Source organism: Lentzea albidocapillata subsp. violacea (assembly GCF_900100275.1).
Lineage (GTDB): Bacteria > Actinomycetota > Actinomycetes > Mycobacteriales > Pseudonocardiaceae > Lentzea > Lentzea violacea.
This window is the reverse complement of record NZ_FNET01000009.1, coordinates 179,720-200,386: the sequence shown is the minus strand read 5'-3', so window position 1 is coordinate 200,386 and position 20,667 is coordinate 179,720. Positions and strand designations below refer to the sequence as shown.

The following is a 20,667-nucleotide window of genomic DNA, read 5'->3' as shown; positions in this document are numbered from 1 at the left end:
ACAGTGGACGGTGTCACGCTCGATCACCCCTCGGGCTGCTGGAAGTTGCTCACCGGGACGCAGGTCCGCCCGTTGCCCGGCGTGCGGGCCGCGTCCGTCGCCGTGCCCGGTCGCGCTGGTGTGCTGCCGATGGTCGGCGAGGACGTCGAGGCGACCACGATCGGCCTGCACCTCGGAGTGCGGGGCGTCGGCCCAGACGGCGTCGACCGTGGCGCCGCCGGGCTCGACGCCAACCTGCAAGCCCTGTACGCGCTGTTCGGGGTGCGGCACCGGCTGCTCGACGTCCGATACCGGGCCGCACCCGGTACCGGCGAGGTCGCCGCCGAGGCCGCGGTGATCTCCGCGTCCGAACCGCAGGTGTGGATCGGTGCCGCTCGTGCCCGGCTCGCCGTGGTGCTGCGCGTGCCCGGCGTGTACTGGCGCGATTCGACGGCGTCCGCCTGGACCACGCGCACGATCGGCGCAGTTCAGCGGGTCGAGATCCTCGACGGAGCGACCGCGCCCGTCGTCGACGCCGTCCTGCGGATCACCGGACCGGTGACCGATCTGCGGATTACCGACACCGCCACCGGCGGATGGGTCGGCTACTCCGGCGCCCTCGCTACCGGGCGGGCGCTGCGCGTGCACTGCGGACGGATGGATGCGCACGAGGCGCCGTCGGTGTCGCTCGACGGCACCGAGGCGAACGCGACCGGGCGCGTCGTCACCGGTGGCCCCGGCTCGGGCTCGCGGTTCCTGGCGCTCACACCACGGGCGGTGACATCGGCACACGACCGTGGTGTGCAGGTGCTCATCGAGGGCACCGGCACAAGCGACACCACGCTCGTCGAGCTGCGAGCGAGAAGGGCGTACCTGTGAGCTTCGACGTGCGTCTCGTCGCACACGCGCCGAACGGTCCGCGTCTCGGCGTGCTGCCGACGCCGCTCTCGCTCGACGTGGCCGTGCCGCTCGACGACGTCGGCTCGCTGCGGCTGTCCTACGCGCTCGGCGCACCGGGCGCCGCCCTGCTCGCGAACCCGGTCGAGGTCGCCGTCGAGGCCTACGACCCGACCGCCGGGGCATGGTCAGAGATCCTCGGCGGGCGGTTCCTGCGCATCAAACGCACGGGCAACGTCGTTGACCCGACCGGGACGCGGTCGTTCGAGCTGCCCGCCTACGCGTGGATGCTGCGTAAGGCCCGGTTGTTCTCCTCCCAGCACGACAACGCCGAGGGCAAGCGCCCGTTCCTGTCGGCGACGGCGGGCACCGTGCTCGCGACGCTGCTCGGCGAGGCCAAGGCCCGTGGCGTGCTGCCTGGTCTCGCGGTCGACTTCACGCCGAGCACCGACAGCGGCGGGCAGCCGTGGGCGAAAGTGCTCACGATCGCTTACGAACCCGGTATCGACGTGCTGACCGTGCTCGACAATCTCGCCGAGCAGGGCGTCGTCGACTGGGTCATGACCGGCCGCACGCTGCGGGTTTTCAACGCCGACACCGTGCTCGCCCGTGACCTCGCAGCCGGCGACGCACCCGTCGACCTGCGCCTCGGTCGCGACGTCACCGACGCCCCGGACGAGGGCACGTTCGAGGAACTCGCGTCCGCTGTCTACGTCAAAGGCGAGGGCACTGCCCGGCTCGAACTCACCAACCCCAACGCTCCAACCCCCTGGGGCCGTTGGGAAAGCTTCATCACTCAAGGCGGCGTGCGCGACGAGGGCACCATGCGGCTGCTCGCGCAGGCCGAACTCGACCGCACCGGCCGCGAACGCGTGCAGATCACCCGCGCCGTGTCCTTCGGTGCCGCGAAGTGGTTGCCGCTACGGGACTACCAGCCCGGCGACTACGTGCTCGCCCCCGGCGACGGCGGGGTGCTCGCGTCACTGCGGGTCCGGCAGATCACCCTCACCCGCGACCAGGCGGGCACGCTCGGCGGCAACCTCGTCTTGAATGACCGGTTCCTCGAACGAGACTTGCGGCTCGCCAAGCGCACCGCGGGCATCGTCGGAGGCTCGACCGCAGGCGGCGGCTCGGGCACCCGTCCGGCACCGGAAGGCCCGGACCCGCGCGACCCCGCCGCACCGGCCGGGCTGATCGTCGCGACCTCGGCCTACCTCGACTCCGACGGCGCCGCGCGAGGGCAGATCACCGCCACGTGGGGCACCGTCGATAAGGCCACCGACGGCACGGCGATCGAGGTCGCTCGCTACGAGCTGTACCAGCGGCCCAACGTCGCCGGGCTCACCTGGTCCAAGCTCACCGAAACCCAGCATCCCGACAACACAGCGACCAGCTCGCCCTACGACGTCGGCACCGAATGGGCGTTCAAGGTCCGCGCCATCAGCCGCGCCGGGGTCATCGGCCCGTGGTCGAACACCTACGCCGTCACCATCGCCGCCGACGCCGAGGCACCACCGCGGCCATCGGCGCCGCGCCTGTCGACCAGGCTCGGCGTAATCCATGTCGACTGGGACGGCAAGGGCGCCGCAGGTGAAGTCATGCCGAGCGACTTCTCACACGTCGACGTGTGGATGCAGGCGAGCAGCGACGCCCCACTGTGGTCGGACACCTGGACCTACAGCGACAACAAGCTCGATCCTGCACTGTGGACGGTCCTGCACTCCTCCAGCGGTGGAGCGCCCGCGTACACCGTGGCGGGCAACAAGCTCACCATCACCGGTGGCTCGGACCTGTTGGCGACCAGGGATACCGGAGCGCGGGACTACACGGTCACCGCCGCTGATCTCAAGGTCGGCACGCAGTACCGCGCCGGGGTCTACGCCCGGTACGCCCCAGGACCGTCACAGGAGTGGCCCTACAAGGAACGGGCCGTGTATGCGTTGGTACGCCGCAACAACACGGCGAACCCACTTGTGCTCTACGTCGACGCTGCGACCAGCAACCGCGAGGTACTGCTGACGTTGCCCGCCGGGGCATCGCTCGACGGGCTCACGCTCGCCCTAGCGGTGCGCGGCCGTGCGGTTGAGGTGTTCGTCAATGGAACTTCCGTGCACACCGACACGCTCACCGAGTCCGAGGCCGCCGAGCTGGACGGCACGGCCGCCGGGGTTTACCTCGAATGGCCGCAGGCATCCGTTGGCACGCTCACCGTGCAGCCGCCCGCCTCGACCGGTCCGGTACGCGTCGGGCAGCTCGAAGGCGCCGGGGGCATCGTCGTCACCGACCAGCCGTACAACCAGGGCCGCCGCTTCCTCTTCATCGCCGCCGACCGCAGCGGCAACACCTCGGCCGCGTCCGACCCCGCGACGATCAGCACGCGCCCGCTCGTGCCGCCCGACCTCGTCGGCAAACCGATCTACGGCGACAAGATCGTCGCGAACAGCATCACCGTCGATCAGCTCGCCGTCGGCTCGGTCACCGCCGGAGCCATCCGCGCCGGAGCGATCACCGCGAGCAAGATCGCCGCCGATGCTATCGACGGCAAGACCATCACCGGCGCCACGCTCCGCACCTCGGCCGACGACCCGCGCGTGCAGCTCGACGAGGACGGCATTCACGCGTGGAACTCCGCCGGGACCCGCACCGTCGAGATTTCCGGGGCGACCGGCGCCGCCGACATCGCGGGCACCCTGCGCACCGGAACGACTGGTGTCCGGGCAATCGTCACGTCGAGCGCGTTCGGCGGCTATCCCGGAATCCACTTCACGGGCCTTGCCGGGGCACCAGGGTTCGAGCCGACTGTGCACGCTCGTGAGGACGGCACTCTGTGGGCGCTGTCCGCCGAGCAGGTCGGCAACAGCTCGGGCCGCGTTGACCTGATCCTGCGCAAGGGCGGCTCTTGGTTCCTGGGCAAACAGTTCGGCGACGCCAACGCCTCGGCGAGCCTGAACGCCGAGGGCGGCGGAAAGCTGTTCATCGACGGCGTGATGCCGCGTGGCATGTCCGCCACGCGCATGATCGGCGTCGGTCTCCTCCACATCGCGCCGGGCGCGTTCTCGGTGCGGATCGACTACGGCGCAGCGATCACCGTCGGCAGCCCGGTCCCGCACTGCTCCCTCATCACTGGTGCGCCGCAGGACGGCGTCACGTGGGGAGTCAGCCGCTACGACAACCGGGGTTTTCAGTTCAACTGGTCTCGCGGCGCCGAGATCGACATCCATTGGCTAGCCGTGAGGAGTGCCTGAATGCGCGTCGAGATCATCGGCACCGAGATCACCGACGAACCGGGCCTCGGCCCGTCCTACCGGATCACGCAGCGAACCGACCTCGGGATCGAGCTGTACGTGCTGCCACGCTCGGCCCTCGCCGCCGACCTTGAGCTGTACGGCGTCGACAACCCGCTGATCGTCCTCGACTGGCGCCTGCACGGCTACCGAGGCGAACCACTTCCCCCAGGAACGATCGAGGCCTCGCTCTACACAGCCGCCGAGGCGCAGCAGGCACGCGTGTTCGCCCTGTACGCGCGGGCGCACCTCGGCGGTGCCACGGCCGGCAGCGACACCGAAATCAGCGACGACCTGCGAGCGAGGATCACGCAGGAAATCGAGCTAGCCGAGACCGACGTCGAGGACCTCACCGCCAAGGCTCGCCGGATGCGCGCCGACGAGATCGACGCCATCCGCGCGAGCGTGACCATCGTCGACGACCGCGGGCTCGCCGAGCTGCGCTCGCTCGTCGCCCGCGACGCCGAGCAGATCGCCGTCGACCGCAACGTCGTGCGCGAGCAGCTCGCGCCGAGCCTGCACACCGGCACCTAACCCAGCCTCGCCGACCAGCCGACGCACGCGGTGCGTCGGCTGATGTCGCGCGCCCTTCAACAGTCCCGACCGGAGAGGAACGCATGACCGCACCGACCCCCGACACCGGCGACGTCGTCGGCCACGACGCACCCGACGTCACGCCCGAACCGATCACCGACCCGGCGCACGCCGACTACGTCGAACCGTTCGCCGACGCCACCCCCGTCACCGAGGAGGCCTGAACATGGGCATCTACAGGGGATACGAGGGAGCGAGGTCCTGCACCGGAGGACCCACCAGCGGCGCGCAGTCGCTCATGGCGTGGCTCCTCGGCGCCTACGGTAAGCAGGGCGGCTACAACCTCGGCATCTACAACTGCGCGACGATTCCCGGCAGCAACACGACCAGCCTGCACGGCGAGGGCCGCGCGACCGACCTCGGCGTGCCCGTCGGCGCCGGATGGGCGCAGGTGCTCGCCGGCAAGCTGATCAACAGCTCGGCCGAGCTGGGTGTGCAGTGCGTCATCTACAACCGGCGCATCTGGTCCGGCTCCTACCCCGATGCCGGGTGGCGCCCGTACAGCGGCACTCACCCGCACCACGATCACCTGCACGTCGAACTCTCGTGGAACTCCGCGCGCACGCTCACCGCGCAAGGCGTGCAGCAGGTTCTCGGCGGTGGTGGCGGTGGTGGTGCACCGACGCCACCGACGCCCGGTCAGCGGCCAACGATCCGCCGGGGCTCGACCGGTTCGGTGGTGCGCGAGGTGCAGCGCATCCTCAACGCCTGGTATCCGAGCCTGCCCGCGCTCGACGTCGACGGCGATTTCGGGCCGCTCACCGACGCTCGCGTGCGCTACATGCAGAGCCGCGCCGGGCTCGCCGTCGACGGCGTTGTCGGGCCGGCAACGTGGCGCCGACTGCTCGGCGGATGACCGCCGTGCGCACCGCGGTCATCGCCGCTTTCGCCCTGGTCCTCGTGCTGCTCGGCGCGCACGCCTGGCGCCGTGTCGGCGAGATCGAGGAGTTGATTCGCGCAGCCGAGGAAGAACTCGCGCACCGCGACTGACCCGAAACCGCCGAGCTCACGTTCGCGCTCGGCGAACCCAAACCGCAACAGGAGGACCATGTCCGACAACGTCATCGCGTGGCTTCGCACCGTCGTACCCGGCGCGTGGGCCGCACTCATCACCGGCCTGGTGAGCATCGGCGCACCGGCCTACCTCACCGATGCACTCGGCAACGCGACCAACCTCGTCGTGCTGCCGATCGTGCTCAGCGTCGTGTACCCGCTGCTGCGGAAGATCGAGGCGAGCCTCCCCGACTGGCTGACTCGCATCCTGCTCGGCTCCGCACAGCCGCCGAGCTACCTCGGCAAGCACGAGACCCCGTAACGACGAACGCCCCGCGCCCATCATGGGCGCGGGGCGTTTCTCTCGTGTTCAGGGTCAGGCCGAGGCGAGCTGTCCGTCGGCCCACTGGCGAGCAGCGTCCGCCATGCGCTGTTTCCACGGCTGCGGGTCACTGGCTGCGATGTCGGTCCACATGTCTACGTTGGCACGGGCGAACACGCCGACCGCCGTTCGAGGCGCAGAAGCCCATGCGCGCGTGCGGCTCACGAGTTGCTCGGCCTCTGCGGCAGAGTGTCCGGCAGCAATCAGCCGGAGCGCGAGACAGCACGGGTCGATCCATGCGGCTCCACGCGTCGGCCACGCCCAGTCGATCATCCGGGCCGCGCCGTTCTGAGGGATCAGGATGTTGTCCGGGTTGTAGTCGGTGTGCAGCAGCGTCTCGCCGCCGAGCTGCTCGGCCTCGGCTGCGTCGAGGTACCGGCTCCACCTTTGGCGTGCGTCCTTCAGCGGCAGGTCCGGCAACGGAAGCGACGCCAGAGTGTCGACGGCCGCCAGGACGGCCGGGAGATCCGGCGAGCCGGGGGCGTAGCTCGGGTGACGTCCCTCGACGTACTCGAACGCGAGCACGTCCCAGCCGTCGGCGTCATCGAGCCGCCACAACAGGGCGGGGGCGAGTGGCCGCACGTGCGGATTGATCGTCGCTTCCCGTTGCTGCGCAACGACACCAGGGTGATCGGTGCGGATGCCCTTGACGAACACCTGCCCGCCGACGGTGTCCAGCACAGCGGCGAGAGCTGAGTTCATCCCCTGCGAGAGAGTGCGAGCCGCTGTGATCTGCCCGGCCTGCTCACCGATCGCGTTGCGCAGACCGGCGGGAAGGCTGTCCCACTCGATGCGTTCTTGCATGATCCTCAACCATCGTCGTTCGCCCGTGAACGGGGCGAGGCTAGCCGACATGACAAAGGGTGGCCGGACGCAACGCGCGTCCGGCCACCCGGTTTGGCGACTACCCGATCAGTACGGGTTGTCGTCCGATGCTTCGCAGTTGCAGCGCGCGTATGCGCCGAGCACCTCGACGTCGTCGAGCATCACGACGGCGTCAGGTGCGACGCGCGGTGCGACGGGCATCTGTGCCGCCGCCTGCCTTTCCTCCTCCTGCGTCTCGTCGACCTCGCGGTCGGGAGCAGCCGAGGGAGGCAGCAGTTCGAGCATCACCACGGACATGTGTTCACCTCCCCCCATGTTGGCAGTAGCGCTCAAGGGGGGCGTTCGCCGTCTGGTACAGCTTCGCCAGAGGACGGCAGGTGAAGCAGCTCCCCGACAACTTGCAGCCGGAGCAGCCGCCGGTACGCCCCATCAGCGAGTCGGCGACTCCGGCGAGTTCTCGCAGCGCATCGAGGCCCTTCTCGACGAGCGAGAACTGCGCGTCGCGCCCGACCTTGCAAATGCTCGCCAGGCCGAACGGGTCCACGTGAAAGTGCGTGTGTCCAGCACCGCACCCGGTGAACGGCTTGCGAGTGTGCAGGAACTCGGACGACTGCGACGGCAGCGTTTCCGCGCCGCCGTAGATCGTGGGCGAAATCTTCGAGTACACGTGGTACGAGACGCCGAGGTCCTCGGCAAACGCCTTCATCTCGTCGAGTTCGTGGGCGTTCCGATCCGTCATCACGAGGTTGAAGCGCAGCGGCAGCCCGTTCTCGTGCGCTGCCTTGATGCCCTTCCTGAACAGCTCATGCGAGCCGGACCGTTGAGTGACCTCGTCGTACACACTCGCGCTCGCGCCATAGACACTCACGGTGATCCGATACGGACGCCGTTCGGTCAGCAGGTCGAGAATCCGAGGCGCGTGCAGGGCAGACCCGTTGGTCGACAGGGTGATCATCATCCCGAAGTCCCAAGCGGTCGTGTAGACCTGCGGGAACAGCTTGTCGACCGTCGGTTCGCCGCCGGTGATCTGGAACCACAGTGCCCCGGAGTCACGGACCGTGTGCAGCATCTGCTCGCGCTCGGACCAGGCGAGTCCCTCGAACGTCTTCGTTCCGAGGTAGCAGTGCGGGCACTTGTAGTTGCAGCCGAGGTTCACCTCGTAGGACGCGCGGCCGTACCCAAGTGGCGACGGCTCGCGCACCTTGACCGACTGCGCGAGCGGACCACATGTGAGATCGAGGTCCCAGCGCTTACGAGCTGCGTCAACGAGCCACTGTGGGCAAGAGGCGTCCGGGCGTGACGACGCGACGAGCAACTCGTCGAACAAGTCGGAGCCGATTTGGACTGCCCCCTGTTCATCTGGTTTCACCACAACGAAGTCAGTCAGAAACGGACTCGCGATGAGCGTGTGCATCAATGTCCCCCGATGTGGGCGCTAGGAGTTCCCTGCACCTCGACCACGTTGGGCCGCAATGCAGTCAGGACACGCGTGGTCTGGATCGGTCGGCTCTTTCGGCGAGACGGTCGGCACGAACGGCTCGCGGTCACACAGTGGGGTGACTTCCCGACCACTGATCGACCGTGCTCGGTGCAGATCACCGGTGCGGATTGACGCGCTATGCCAGCGATCGTCGGCAGCGCGGAGCTTGGCAGCCATGTCCTACGCCGCAACCAGTTCAGGCAGCGTCCACACTGATGCTGGAGGTTCTCGCGGCGGCTCAGGCAGTCTCGGGAACAGTCGCTCTGGAGAGATTGGTCGGGTCGTATCGACCAACACCTGTACCTCAGCCCTAATCCTGTCTTCCAGGGCTCCAACAGAAACCGCCTCGTTCCTTGCCCCGGCGTGCCGCCCGTACGCCCCGGTGACGACCCACCAAAGAATGAGTGCGGCCACCGACAACACGCCGAGCACGTACACAGCGGTAAAGAGCAGAGCATCACCGAACACGTCGATCTCCTTGCGTAGTTGGGGTTCCATCACTGCCACTACCTCAAGTGGTCACCTGGAGGGGTCCACAGGAAGCGCTGTTCGAACGCAGCGGCGAGTGGTTCGAGTGGCATCGGGCGAACAGGCCCCCCGGCCGTCGGCGTGAAGGGGCTTTCCCACGCCCGCTGCGGAGGCAGGCGCGTCGCAACCGCGTAGTCATCGTGAAAGACGGCGACAACGTCGAGGTACAGCCGGTTCGGGTCCCAGCGCCAGAACTGCAACGCGTGGTCGACGCCGTCTCGATCAAGCAGGGGCAAGACGTCGAAGCCGACAGCCCGGAGGCGTCCGACACTTCCGTTCGAAGTCACCGCGGTTTCCTTCGCTTGGCGTGCGTCACTGCCGGCGCAGGCCACTGCGTCGGTGGAAGCGGAACCGGCGACCGCGTCCGTGTTCCCGTCGCCGGTCCCGCTTGCTCACCATCCCGAACCGACTGATCGAATGCAAGCAATCCGAGCAATCTTGCGCATACTTGCCCCAGTTGGCTTACGTGATGACTACTCAGAGCAGCAACCAAAGCACGAGGTCACTCGGTATGGCGTTGACTCAGAGAGAGATTGCGCAACAGGATGCAAGCAAGCGCGCAATCTCTGGAGGAGACATGAAACTGGAGTTCCTCGGCACGACCAGCAACAGCGGGTCCTGCCCGACCTTGTTCCTGACTGACCGTGGTACCGCCGTCGTGCAGGGGTACGTCGTCACCGACCCCGAGGCCATCGCGACGGCTCAAGCCCGCGAGGGCGGGTTGCCCGATGGAGAGATGCTCGTCGAGGTCCCGGTCGAGCTGCTGAAGTTCGCCCCGCAGGGCGTGTAATGCCTGAACTGATCAGCGGCGAGGCGTTCAGCGCACTGTTCCGCGAGTTCGACAGTTCGGCATGGCGGTGGGAGGCGCAGGGAACCTACAACCAGCCTGATGAAGTCGAGCCCTGGCAACGATGGCGGGATGGCGTTCCCGTCCTTCAAGACCTCGACTGGCTGCGCCCCTGGCTCGACGAGATCCGGGCTGCGACCGAGAGCGGCAAGGTATTCCAACGCGTTCGGATGCTCACCGAGCCGTTGACGGAGTACCTGCGTTGGCAGATGGAGGTGACCCCAGCCAACCTCGCAGCCGGGGAGGAAATCTGGCTGCTCACGCAGGCTGCGGCGTCGCGCCTCGGGCTACCAGAGCACGACTTCTGGATCTTCGATCGGGTGAAGGTCGCGGTACTCCACTACGGGGCACAAGGCCTCATAGGCGCGGAGATCGTGACCGAACCCGCTACGGTGGCGCGGTACGAGCAATGGCGCAAGATTGCTTGCGTTGAGGCAGTCTCGTACGAGGATTTCGTCAAGACCTAGCCACCCACGAGGAGCCCGTGAGCACGCCAGAGGAGCGCCGCGCCGAGTTCGCCGATGAACTTAAGCGAGTGCGGGTCGAGGTCGCCAAGCTGAACGGCAAGGACTTCGCCGCTCGGCTCGGTTGGGGTGCGACAAAGGTCTCGAAGATCGAGAACAAGCGGCAACCTCCCACTGACGCCGATGTCCTCGCCTGGATGACCGGGGCGGGGGCATCGGCTTCTGAGGTCGAGCACATGCGCTCGTGGCTGCGCGGCATCGTCATGGACGAGGCGTCATGGAAGACCCAGCTACGTAAGGGACACAGCGCCAGACAGACCTACAGCAAGCATGTCGAGGCATCGGCAAGACGCATCCGAGTGTTCGAGTTGGTCATCGTGCCGGGGCTCGTGCAGATCGCCGAGTACGCGCGCCACGTCTTCGACACCGCCGCCGCGTTCCAGCAAGTGCCCATCGACACCGAAGAGGCGCTCAGCATCCGTATGGAGCGGCAGCACGCTCTGTACGACAACGCGAAAGAAATCGAGCTACTCATCTGCGAGTCGGCTCTGCTCTATTACGTTTGCCCACCAACCGTGATGGTCGCGCAGATCGACCGATTGCTCGCGTTGCTCGGTCTTCGACCACGGTTCGGGATCATCCCGTTGGGCACCCGCCTCCCGGTCGTGCCGCCTAATGGCTTCTGGATCGTCGGCGAGAGGGTGCTGATTGAGACCGTCGATACGGAGATCAACACCGAGACGCCCTCCGACATCGAGACCTACAACCGTCTTATGGACGAGTTGTGGACCGTGGCGGCGGAGGGCGACGAGGCTCGCAAGATCCTCGTTCGTTGCTCGGAAGCCGCAGCAGCCGCCGCCACGGCTGTCAGCGTCTCGCCACAGGAGGTAACCAGCTAGATGGACCATGTGCAGTTCAAGAAGTCGAGTTACAGCGGCGGGAATCCCGAGGCGTGCGTCGAGGTCGGGTTCGGTACCTCTGGCGTGCTCGTGCGCGATTCCACCGACCCAGAGCTAGCAACGGTGCCCTTCAATCGTTCTGCTTGGGCCTGTTTCGTCGCATCCCCCAGCATCACGAAGTCGACCTCTGCCTGACGCGCCCGCCGAGTTCGTCGAGGCTCGGCGGGTCGCTTCATCGGCCAGGCCGCCATCACGCGTCGGCCTGAGAGCCCCTCTGGCGCGATCTCGCACTGAGGAAGGCCATCCGCGTGTAGTGCTCGCGTTCAAGAGCCTGTGCGCGCTCCTCGACCATCTCAGGCGGCAGCACGCCGTCAGGGTCTGCCAGGACCCGAAACCGGTTCTTAGCTGCCTTCCGGGCTGCGTCGGTGCGAGCCGTACGGTTTGTCGTGTTGGCCCACGACGTGTAGGCGCCGAGCTTGGCGCGCAAGGTGCGCTGTGCTGGTGTCAGTTCCTCACTCACTGCATCAGCACAGCGCACCTGTGTCACCTAGGTAGCTCACTACTTCCGGCTAGACCCGATCGCCGAGCCCCATCGAGCGGTGAGACGAGTGCGCCCGCTCGTCTGCTGCACTGGCTCCGTAGCGTCGCAACATTTGATCCGACTTCCACCCCATAATCCTCATGAGGTCCGTTTCGTTTCCGCCCTTGAGTTGCCAGGTGTGCGCGAAGGTGTGTCGCAGCCTATGCGCGAACATGTTGCCGATCCCCGCCTGCTGACCGCGACGTTTGATCATTTGCTTGATTCCGTCCGCAGTCATCGGCCCGCGCAAGCCGAGCCACAGGTCGGGCTTGCCCGCGTGCTTGTGCTTGGCACGCGCTTTCAGATACCGGGTGATCGCCGTACCGGTCTTGGGACCGAACGGGATCGTTCGATGCCTGCGTCCCTTGCCAAGTACGCGAATCACGTCGACATCGAGGTCGAGGTCGTCGAGGTTGATCACCGCTTCGGAGAGTCGAGCGGCCGTGTCGAAGTACAGCCGGATGATTGCGGTATCCCTGACCGATTCGAAGTCCTTGCCCTTGCAGACGTTCAGCAGTTCCGTCATGCCTCCATCGGTGACGATCGGCACGGGCTGCTCAGGCAGGTCAGGAGCCTTCGTGCGGTCCATCGGCGAACGGTCCATCTCTTCTTCGGACTCGACCATCCACTTGAAGAACGTCCGCAAGGCTCGGTAGTTGGTGTGCCCGTTCGGCGCCGACGTCTTCTCGATCAGAGCAGCGATGAATTGGTTGATGTGGTCCGGCGTGGTCTCGTCAGCCTCGAACGGCTCGGCTTGCGAGCAGGCCCACTCTCCGAGCTGACGCACCGCATAGATGTAGATACGGATCGTGTTGTCGGACTTGTTCTGAGCCTTCAGTGCGCGGTGCCATCCACGCGCGTGGAGTCCCCAGCCACCAGCGGGGAAGATGATCGACTTCGTCACGCTCAAACCCTCCAAGCGGAGTGTCACTGAGCGCTGTGCTTGGAAGCACCTTGAGCGAGAGTGCTCCCTGACCAACCGTCGTTGCTGGTCAGGGAGCGAGTTGAGCCGGCGAGGGGAATCGAACCCCTAACCTTTCGCTTACAAGGCGAGTGCTCTGCCAATTGAGCTACGCCGGCCGGCCAGTGTTCGCGAACATCGTAAGCGCCCGTTGCGGGTGCTACCTGCGGCGAACGGTCTGCTCTCAGTGTGATCGGATTGCTCCGACAGGAGTCAGACCAACCAACCGAGTGGATCAGTGCGTCGCGATGACCGCCTTGACCAGGTCAGGAGGGTAACCAACAGACAGTGATCATGTCCTCCTTTTCGGGTCGCCCGATCGGAGGTGGCAGACGACACAGCAACAGTCGAAGGCCCTGTCACGATCACACGACGGAGGTGCCCAAGATTTCCACTAACAGCCTGCATGGCCCGGCTCTGCCCGATGACACCACGGTTCACCTGGTACTCGATCTCGCCCTCAAGATCGGTGAGGTCCAAATGGCCAGTGGGGCCGGTGCGGCCGATGTGACAGCCACGATTCTCTCGGTCACCGAGAGCTATGGACTCCCGCACACCGAAGTCGACGTGATCTACACCTCGATCAGCGTGTCGTGTCATCGCGGCACGGAGGCGTTGCCGATCACGTCGATTCGCGTCGTCCGGCAGCGCGGTCTCGACTACACGCGGCTCGCCGATGTCGAACAGCTGGTGCGCAATCTGGGGCCGATCGAAGAAGCCCACGCACGGCTCGAAGACATCACGAACGCCAAGCACCCGTACCCGCGCTGGATCGCCACCGTGGCATGGGGCGGAATGGCGGCCGCGGTCGCGTTCCTCGTGGGCGGCGGGCTCGTGCTCGCGCTCACCGCCGCGGTCATCACGGCGGTGGTCGACCGGGTCGGCCGCATCCTCAACCGCCGCAACCTGCCGTTCTTCTTCCAGCAACTCGTCGGCGGCGCGCTCGGCACGGCTGCCGCACTGGCGATCTACTCGACCGGCTTGCTGCCGGTGCGGCCGAGTCTGCTCGTGGCCGTCGGCATCGTGGTGCTGCTGTCCGGGCTCGCACTGGTCAGCACCGTGCAGGACGCGATCTCCGGCTACAACGTCACCGCCGCGGGCCGCACGGTCGAGACCGTGCTGCTCAGCGCCGGCCTGATCGCCGGTGTCGCGCTGGCGATCCGCGCGGCCGTCCACTTCGGACTGGACATCCGGCTCAGTGACCCGTTGCCCGCCCTGATCTCCGCGGTGCCGATGCAGTTCGCGGCCGGAGCGGCGACCAGTGCGTTCTTCGCACTCGCCTGTTACGCACGGCCACGCGCGCTCGTCGCCGCCGCCATCTCCGGCGCGATCGGCACGGCCGCGTACGGCCTCATGACGAGTCTCGGCCTCGACGCGCTGCTGAGTTCCGCCGTGGCGGCCGCGATCACCGGGTTCGGCGGCGCCACGATGACCCGCCGGTTGCGCATCCCGACGCTCGTCGTCGTCCAGGCCGGCGTGGTCCCGCTGCTGCCCGGCTGGACCACCTACCGAGGCCTGTTCCAGCTCACCGCCGAGGGCGATCCGGCCGGTTTGAGCACGCTCGTCTTCGCGAGTGGCATTGCTCTCGCACTGGCCGGAGGTGTCGTGTTCGGCGAGTACCTGGCCCAGCCGGTGCGTACCGGACTGGGGCGTTTGGAGCGTAAGTTCGCAGGTCCGCGTATGTCCGGGCCGCTCAAACCCAGCAAGCGTCGTTTGGAGTGAAACTCGCTGTGACGGGGGTTACACGACACGCCGAGAGCACGGGTCCGCACTAGCCTCGTTTTCGTGAGCATGGACATTGGCGAGAACGGGGCGGAATTCGTAGTCGTGGCCAACCGGCTGCCGGTTGACCTGGAGCGCTTGCCCGACGGAACCGAGCGGTGGAAACACAGCCCGGGCGGGCTCGTGAGCGCGCTCGAACCGTTCCTCCGCTCACACAGCGGCGCCTGGGTCGGCTGGCCCGGCGTCTCGGACACCGAGGTGCCGCCGTTCGAGGACGACGGCCTGCTGCTGCACCCCGTCGAGCTCTCGGCCAAGGAGGTCGAGGACTACTACGAGGGCTTCTCCAACGGCACGCTCTGGCCGCTTTACCACGACGTCGTGGCGCAGCCCGCGTTCCATCGGCACTGGTGGAACGCCTACGTGAAGGTCAACCAGCGGTTCGCCGACGCGACCGCGAAGGTCGCCGCCCAGGGCGCGACGGTGTGGGTGCAGGACTACCAGCTGCAGCTCGTCCCGGCGATGCTGCGCGAGCAGCGGCCCGACCTCAAGATCGGCTTCTTCCTGCACATCCCGTTCCCGCCGGTCGAGCTGTTCATGCAGCTCCCGTGGCGTACGGAGATCATCCGCGGCCTGCTCGGCGCCGACCTGGTGGGCTTCCACCGGCCCGGCGGCGCGCAGAACTTCCTCTGGCTGGCCCGCCGGCTCGTCGGCCTGGAGCCCAGCCGCGGCACCGTCGGTGTCCGGACCCGGCCAGGTGTCGTGCAGGTCGGCGACCGCACCGTGCGCGTCGGCGCGTTCCCCATCTCGATCGACAGCGCGGGCCTCGACGCGGTGGCCCGGCGCAAGGACACCCAGGCCCGCGCGAGGCAGATTCGAGAGGATCTCGGCAACCCGAAGCGCATCCTGCTGGGTGTGGACCGCCTCGACTACACGAAGGGCATCGACGTCAGGATCCGCGCTCTGTACGAGCTGATCGCGGACGGACGCGTGGACCCGGAGGACGTCGGGATGATCCAGCTCGCGACACCCAGTCGTGAGCGGGTCGACCACTACAAGACGATGCGCCAGGACATCGAGCAGTCGGTCGGGCGGATCAACGGTGAGTTCGGACGGGTCGGCAAGCCCGTCGTGCACTACCTGCACCAGTCGGTGAACCGCGAGGAGCTCGTCGCGTTCATGAGCGCGGCGGACGTCATGGTCGTCACGCCCGTTCGGGACGGTATGAACCTCGTGTGCAAGGAGTACGTGGCCTGCCGATATGATCTTGGTGGAGCTCTGGTGCTCAGCGAGTTCGCCGGCGCTGCCGCAGAACTGACCAGTGCGTTCCTGGTGAACCCCCATGATCTGGACGGTGTCAAGAACGCACTGCAGGCCGCCCTCGACATCGATCCCGCAGAAGGCCGCCGTAGGATGCGCGCGCTGCGCCGTCAGGTCCTCACCCACGACGTTGACCGTTGGGCAAGGTCGTTCCTGGAGGCGTTGGGCACGCAGACCTCGGTCTGAATCCTTTCAGATCCCATGACCCATCGAGTGCTCCAGGAGGGGCGTTGACCGCCGAGGCCCTCCCCGCCGAACTGCGCCGTGCCATCGTGCAGCTGGCCAGGACCCCGCGACTGCTGGTCGCAAGCGACTACGACGGAACACTCGCGCCGATCGTGAGCGACCCGGAGCAGGCCCGCCCGCTCCCGGAGTCGGTGAACGCGCTGCGTTCACTCGCGTCGCTGCACGAGACCACATCGGCCGTGATCTCGGGTCGCGCGCTGCGCGACCTGGCCACCCTTTCCCGCCTGCCGGGCGAGGTCCACCTGGTGGGCTCGCACGGCTCCGAGTTCGACGTCGGTTTCGTGCACGCGCTGGACGCCGACGCCAAGGCGTTGCTGCGGCGCATCGAGACCGACCTCGAAGAGATCGTCGACGGCCAGGAGGGCGTGCACCTCGAGGTGAAGCCCGCCTCGATCGCCGTGCACGTCCGCCGTGCGGCGAGCGAGGCCATCGGCGCGGCGGTGCTCGACGCCGTCCGCTCCGGCCCGTGCACCTGGGAGGGTGTGCAGGTCACCGAGGGCAAGGCCGTCATCGAGCTCGCCGTCGTCGAGACCAACAAGGGCCACGCCCTCGACATCCTGCGGCACCAGGTGGGCGCCACCGCGGCGATCTTCCTGGGCGACGACGTCACGGACGAGAAGGCGTTCGAACGCCTGCACGGCCCGGACCTCGGCATCCGCGTGGGTGCCGGTGAGTCGCTGGCCCAGCACTACGTGGCCGATCCCGCCGACGTGGCGACGGTGCTGGCGTTCCTCCTGGAGGAGCGCCGCGCGTGGCTGCACGGCGATCAGGCCGTGCCGATCGAGCGCCTGACCATGCTCGCGAACGAGCGGTCCGTGGCTCTCGTGACGCCGGACGCCAAGGTCAACTGGCTGTGCCACCCCGAGCCGGACTCCGCGGCGATCTTCGCGGACCTGCTCGGCGGCCCCGCCGCGGGTCACTTCTCGATCAAGCCGGAGCACGGGTCGCTGCCGCTGGGCCAGCGCTACCTGCCGGGCACGATGATCGTCGAGACCCGCTGGTCGCGGCTCCTGGTGTCGGACTACCTGGAGCACGACCTGGCCTCGCACCGCACGGACCTCGTCCGGCGGATCTCCGGCTCGACCAACGCGGTGATCACGTTCGCGCCGCGCCCCGAGTTCGGGCAGGTGCCGGTGCGGCTGCTGCGCGAGCGCGACGGCCTGCGCATCGTCGGCACGTCGGACCCGATGGTGCTGCGTTCCCCCGGTGTCGACTGGGAGATCACCTCGGACGGCGTGCAGGAGACCGCACGCGCCGTGGTCCGGCCGCGCGAGGGTGCGCCGGTGTTGCTGGAGCTGCGGTGCGGCACCGACGACCTCTCCGAGCACGCCCAGCCCGAGTCCGTGCGCCGTGACCGCGCCGCGGGCTACTGGTCGGACTGGGCGGCGGGCCTTCGCCTGCCGACCGTGCAGACGGACCTGGTGCTGCGTTCGGCACTGACGCTGCGCGGCCTGGTGCACAAGGACTCCGGCTCGATCATGGCGGCGGCCACCACGTCACTGCCCGAGGAGCTCGGCGGCGTCCGGAACTGGGACTACCGCTACTGCTGGCTGCGCGACGGCGCGATGACCGCCGCCGCGCTGGTGTCGGTGGGCTCGTACGCGGAGGCCGACGGCTTCCTGCTGTGGCTGCACGGCGTCCTGGAGACCATTCCCGGCCCGGAGCGGCTGCACCCGCTGTACACGCTGCACGGCACCCAGCTGGGCGCCGAGGCCGTCATCGAGTCGCTGCCCGGCTACGCGGGCTCGCGTCCCGTGCGCGTCGGCAACCTCGCGAACCAGCAGGTGCAGCTCGACGTGTTCGGCCCGGTCGTCGACCTGGTCGTGCACCTGGCCACCGCGCGCGGTGCGTTGTCGGACGCCGACTGGGCGATGGTCCAGGCGATGGCCGAGGCCGTCTCCCGCCGCTGGCACGAGCCCGACCACGGCATCTGGGAGGAGCGGCACGCGCCGCGCCACCACGTGTACTCCAAGGTCATGTGCTGGCTGACCATCGACCGCGCCATCAAGCTCGGCGAGCAGTTCGGCCGCGAGCTGGACCCGTCGTGGGTGCCGCTGCGCGACACGATCTCCAACGACGTGCTCAAGAACGGCTGGAACGACGAGGTCCAGTCCTTCACCACGGCCTACGACGGCGACGACCTGGACGCCGCCTCGCTGTTCGTGGGTCTGTCGGGTCTGATCGACCCGGCCGACGAGCGCTTCCAGTCGACGGTGACGGCCATCGAGGCGGAGCTGCGGTCCGGCTCGACCGTGTACCGCTACCACCGCGACGACGGCCTGCCGGGCGACGAGGGCGGCTTCCATCTCTGCGCCGCCTGGATGATCGAGTCGTACCTGCTGACCGGTCGCCGCGACGAGGCCGAGGAACTGTTCGCGCAGATGGTGGACGCGGCCGGCCCCACCGGCCTGCTGCCCGAGGAGTACGACCCGGTCGCCGAGCGTTCGCTGGGCAACCACCCGCAGGCGTACTCGCACCTCGGGTTGATTCGGTGCGCCCAGCTGCTTTCGCAGTGATTTAGAGGTTCTGCCGCCGCCGCCGCGGTCCTGTTTTCAGGGCCGCGGCGGCACTTTTTCGATGATCTTCGCGGTGCCCGGTGAGCCACCGAGCAACGTGATCACGTCGCCGCGGATGAGATGCGCCCACGCCGGCGGCACGAACGGCCTCAGCCGTGCCGTGGCGCGTTCACCCGGACCCAGCACGGGCTTGGACTCGATCCACAGCGCGGCCACCCGCTGGTGCTGGCCCGTGACGTCCCACATCGGACGTTCTCCCCTGGCCTGCAACGGTTCCGCGGCGACAGCCAGCGTCAGCTCGACCCGCAGCACGCCTTGGATCGACTCCACGCACCGCCACTGGAACCAGGCGTCGTCCTGGTCCATCTCGGTCGCCGCCTCGGCCAGCAGGGCCCAGTAGCGCGGTGTCTGCCAGGTGTGGCCGTCGAACTCCCCCAGCAGCTGGAGGACCAGCTCCCACTCCTCGAGGTCCAGGTAGTCGAGCAGGTCGGCGCTCTGCACCTCCGAGGGCACCAAGGCCGCTGCGAACCGCAGTAACTCACCGATCTCGCTGTCGTGTCTCCCCAACACCCGCGTATTCGATCACGGCCTGCGCAGCCGCACGCGCCCGGCCGCTCGTGAGCGCGGTGGGCTCAGTCGTCGTCGGTGTCGCTCTCGTCGCCCTTGGCCTCGCTGCCCTTGCTGCTGTGCCGCCTGTTCAGCCCCAGCACCTCCAGCGCCGACACCAGGTCGTGCGCCACCAGCGCCCGCACCCCGTCCGGCAGCGGCCCGTGGTCCGGCGGCACCAGCGCCTTCTTGAAGCCGAGCCGCGCGGCCTCGCTGAGCCGCTTGCCGACGCCGTTCACGCGCCGGATCTCACCGGCCAGCCCCACCTCGCCGAGCACCACCAGGTCGGCCGGCAGGGCGATCTCGCGTTCCGCCGACGCCACCGCCAGCACCACGGCGAGGTCCGCGGCCGGTTCGACCAGGCGCATGCCGCCCACGGTCGCGGTGAAGACGTCCTTCTGGAACAGGTTGACCTTGCCGCGCTTCTCCAGCACCGCCAGCGCCATGGCGATCCGCGCGGAGTCGAGCCCGCTCACCGCGCGGCGGGGCGCCGGGAGGTTCGTCTTCGCCACCAACGCCTGCACCTCGCCGAGCATCGGCCGCTTGCCCTCGACGATCACCGTGACGCAGGTGCCCTCGACGGCCTTGTCGCGCCGCGTGAGGAACAACCCGGACGGGTCCGGCACGCACGCGATGCCGTCGTCGCGCAGCTCGAAGCATCCCACCTCGTCCGCCGCGCCATAGCGGTTCTTGATGCCGCGCAGCAGCCGCAGACTGGAGTGGCGATCACCCTCGAACTGCAGGACGACGTCGACCAGGTGCTCCAGCACCCTCGGTCCCGCAACGGATCCGTCCTTCGTGACGTGTCCGACCAGGACGATCGGCAGCCCGCGTTCCTTGGCCATCGCGATCAGCCCGGAAGCGACGGCGCGCACCTGGGTCACGCCTCCGGGCCCGCCCTGGGCACTCATCGTCGACATGGTCTGGATGGAGTCGACGATCAACATCGACGGCTTCACCTCGTCGACCTGCCCGAGCAACGCGCTGAGCTCGCTCTCGGCCGCCAGGTACATCTCGCCGTGGAGGTTGCCGGTGCGTTCCGCGCGCAGCCGCACCTGCCCCGCCGACTCCTCACCCGTGACGTAGAGACAACGCCCGTGGCTCTCGGCCCACCGGTGCGCCGCCTCCAGCAACAACGTCGACTTGCCCACGCCGGGCTCACCGGCGAGCAGCACGACGGCACCGGGCACCAGCCCACCGCCCAGCACCCGGTCGAACTCGCTGACGCCCGTCGGGAGCGCCCGCGCCGACTCGATGTCGACCTCGCCGATCGGCCGGGCGACCGACGACGGCGCGCCCGCCACCACCCGCGTCACCGGCGCGGTGCCTCGTTCCTCGATGCTGCCCCAGGCCTGGCACTCGGGGCAGCGGCCGAACCACTTCGCCACCTCGTGCCCGCACTCGGCACAACGGAAGATCGGCCGCGCTGTCTTCACCACGAGCCGAACGTTAGAGCACGGGTACGACAAGATTTTTGCCGCTGCTGCGCAGACGGCGGCGAGTTCGCCGGGAAGTCGGTCGCGAACTCGCGATCGCTGGTCAGGGTG

21 protein-coding genes and 1 tRNA gene are annotated in these 20,667 nt (G+C 68.1%); 14 read left to right on the top strand and 8 right to left on the bottom strand.

Annotated features, from left to right (window positions below; all coding sequences use genetic code 11):
* The first annotated feature begins 3 nt into the window (after positions 1 to 3).
* From BLR21_RS21605 to BLR21_RS21585, 7 genes are all read left to right on the top strand, one after another.
* Positions 4 to 858, top strand: coding sequence for a hypothetical protein (locus BLR21_RS21605; RefSeq protein WP_090007613.1), 855 nt, complete (start codon positions 4 to 6; stop codon positions 856 to 858).
* Positions 855 to 4,121 (top strand): hypothetical protein, encoded by a 3,267-nt coding sequence (locus tag BLR21_RS21600; protein ID WP_090007612.1) that lies wholly within the window; start codon positions 855 to 857, stop codon positions 4,119 to 4,121. The genes BLR21_RS21605 and BLR21_RS21600 overlap by 4 nt, the downstream gene beginning before the upstream one ends.
* Positions 4,122 to 4,694: a hypothetical protein gene (locus tag BLR21_RS21595; RefSeq protein WP_090007611.1), complete on the top strand. Its 573-nt coding sequence runs from the start codon at positions 4,122 to 4,124 to the stop codon at positions 4,692 to 4,694.
* Positions 4,695 to 4,777: 83 nt separating this feature from the next.
* A complete protein-coding gene (locus BLR21_RS42635) occupies positions 4,778 to 4,918 on the top strand; it encodes a hypothetical protein (protein ID WP_176929731.1) in 141 nt (46 codons plus the stop codon).
* 2 nt (positions 4,919 to 4,920) lie between these two features.
* A complete protein-coding gene (locus tag BLR21_RS21590; protein ID WP_218130920.1) occupies positions 4,921 to 5,610 on the top strand; it encodes a peptidoglycan-binding domain-containing protein in 690 nt (229 codons plus the stop codon).
* A complete protein-coding gene (locus tag BLR21_RS42630; protein ID WP_176929730.1) occupies positions 5,607 to 5,744 on the top strand; it encodes a hypothetical protein in 138 nt (45 codons plus the stop codon). The genes BLR21_RS21590 and BLR21_RS42630 overlap by 4 nt, the downstream gene beginning before the upstream one ends.
* Positions 5,745 to 5,802: 58 nt before the next feature.
* Positions 5,803 to 6,069, top strand: a complete 267-nt coding sequence (locus BLR21_RS21585) for a hypothetical protein (RefSeq protein WP_090007610.1) — start codon at positions 5,803 to 5,805, stop codon at positions 6,067 to 6,069.
* A gap of 54 nt (positions 6,070 to 6,123) precedes the next feature.
* Here the strand turns inward: BLR21_RS21585 and BLR21_RS21580 are convergent, their stop codons facing one another.
* The 3 genes from BLR21_RS21580 to BLR21_RS21570 all read right to left on the bottom strand — a co-directional run bounded on the left by BLR21_RS21580 (position 6,124) and on the right by BLR21_RS21570 (position 8,281).
* A complete protein-coding gene (locus tag BLR21_RS21580) occupies positions 6,124 to 6,933 on the bottom strand; it encodes a phosphotransferase family protein (protein ID WP_256334845.1) in 810 nt (269 codons plus the stop codon).
* 108 nt (positions 6,934 to 7,041) lie between these two features.
* The gene (locus BLR21_RS21575; RefSeq protein WP_090007609.1) at positions 7,042 to 7,251 is read right to left on the bottom strand and encodes a hypothetical protein; all 210 of its coding nucleotides are present in this window, start codon (positions 7,249 to 7,251) and stop codon (positions 7,042 to 7,044) included.
* 4 nt (positions 7,252 to 7,255) lie between these two features.
* Positions 7,256 to 8,281, bottom strand: coding sequence for a radical SAM protein (locus BLR21_RS21570; RefSeq protein ID WP_218130919.1), 1,026 nt, complete (start codon positions 8,279 to 8,281; stop codon positions 7,256 to 7,258).
* Between the two features lie 1,258 nt (positions 8,282 to 9,539).
* Here BLR21_RS21570 and BLR21_RS21560 point away from each other — a divergent pair.
* The 4 genes from BLR21_RS21560 to BLR21_RS21545 are packed head-to-tail and all read left to right on the top strand — an operon-like array spanning position 9,540 to position 11,367.
* Positions 9,540 to 9,752 carry a hypothetical protein gene (locus BLR21_RS21560; protein ID WP_045311404.1) on the top strand — a complete coding sequence of 71 codons (213 nt, stop codon included), beginning with the start codon at positions 9,540 to 9,542 and terminating at the stop codon, positions 9,750 to 9,752.
* Positions 9,752 to 10,276, top strand: a complete 525-nt coding sequence (locus BLR21_RS21555; protein ID WP_090007607.1) for a DUF6879 family protein — start codon at positions 9,752 to 9,754, stop codon at positions 10,274 to 10,276. Before BLR21_RS21560 ends, BLR21_RS21555 begins: the two co-directional genes overlap by 1 nt.
* A gap of 17 nt (positions 10,277 to 10,293) precedes the next feature.
* Positions 10,294 to 11,172, top strand: a complete 879-nt coding sequence (locus tag BLR21_RS21550) for a helix-turn-helix domain-containing protein (protein WP_090007606.1) — start codon at positions 10,294 to 10,296, stop codon at positions 11,170 to 11,172.
* A complete protein-coding gene (locus BLR21_RS21545; protein ID WP_045311402.1) occupies positions 11,173 to 11,367 on the top strand; it encodes a DUF397 domain-containing protein in 195 nt (64 codons plus the stop codon).
* 55 nt (positions 11,368 to 11,422) lie between these two features.
* Here the strand turns inward: BLR21_RS21545 and BLR21_RS21540 are convergent, their stop codons facing one another.
* The 3 genes from BLR21_RS21540 to BLR21_RS21530 all read right to left on the bottom strand — a co-directional run bounded on the left by BLR21_RS21540 (position 11,423) and on the right by BLR21_RS21530 (position 12,832).
* On the bottom strand, positions 11,423 to 11,692 hold the full coding sequence (locus BLR21_RS21540; protein ID WP_256334844.1) for a hypothetical protein: 270 nt from the start codon (positions 11,690 to 11,692) through the stop codon (positions 11,423 to 11,425).
* Positions 11,693 to 11,741: 49 nt separating this feature from the next.
* Positions 11,742 to 12,656, bottom strand: a complete 915-nt coding sequence (locus BLR21_RS21535; protein WP_176929729.1) for a tyrosine-type recombinase/integrase — start codon at positions 12,654 to 12,656, stop codon at positions 11,742 to 11,744.
* Positions 12,657 to 12,759: 103 nt separating this feature from the next.
* Positions 12,760 to 12,832, bottom strand: a tRNA-Thr gene (locus BLR21_RS21530).
* Positions 12,833 to 13,220: 388 nt separating this feature from the next.
* Between BLR21_RS21530 and BLR21_RS21525 the strand changes: the two genes are divergently transcribed.
* The 3 genes from BLR21_RS21525 to otsB all read left to right on the top strand — a co-directional run bounded on the left by BLR21_RS21525 (position 13,221) and on the right by otsB (position 18,514).
* Entirely contained in the window at positions 13,221 to 14,435 is a 1,215-nt protein-coding gene (locus BLR21_RS21525; protein ID WP_420843901.1) for a threonine/serine exporter family protein, read from the top strand.
* A 69-nt stretch (positions 14,436 to 14,504) separates the two neighbouring features.
* Complete coding sequence (locus BLR21_RS21520; protein WP_090007605.1) at positions 14,505 to 15,938, top strand: alpha,alpha-trehalose-phosphate synthase (UDP-forming); 1,434 nt, start codon at positions 14,505 to 14,507, stop codon at positions 15,936 to 15,938.
* A gap of 44 nt (positions 15,939 to 15,982) precedes the next feature.
* Complete coding sequence (otsB, locus tag BLR21_RS21515) at positions 15,983 to 18,514, top strand: trehalose-phosphatase (RefSeq protein ID WP_090007604.1); 2,532 nt, start codon at positions 15,983 to 15,985, stop codon at positions 18,512 to 18,514.
* Between the two features lie 36 nt (positions 18,515 to 18,550).
* Here otsB and BLR21_RS21510 read toward each other — a convergent pair whose 3' ends face one another.
* Both BLR21_RS21510 and radA read right to left on the bottom strand, forming a co-directional pair.
* A complete protein-coding gene (locus tag BLR21_RS21510) occupies positions 18,551 to 19,084 on the bottom strand; it encodes a hypothetical protein (RefSeq protein WP_090007603.1) in 534 nt (177 codons plus the stop codon).
* A gap of 62 nt (positions 19,085 to 19,146) precedes the next feature.
* Positions 19,147 to 20,559: a DNA repair protein RadA gene (gene radA, locus BLR21_RS21505; protein WP_090007602.1), complete on the bottom strand. Its 1,413-nt coding sequence runs from the start codon at positions 20,557 to 20,559 to the stop codon at positions 19,147 to 19,149.
* Positions 20,560 to 20,667: the final 108 nt, after the last annotated feature.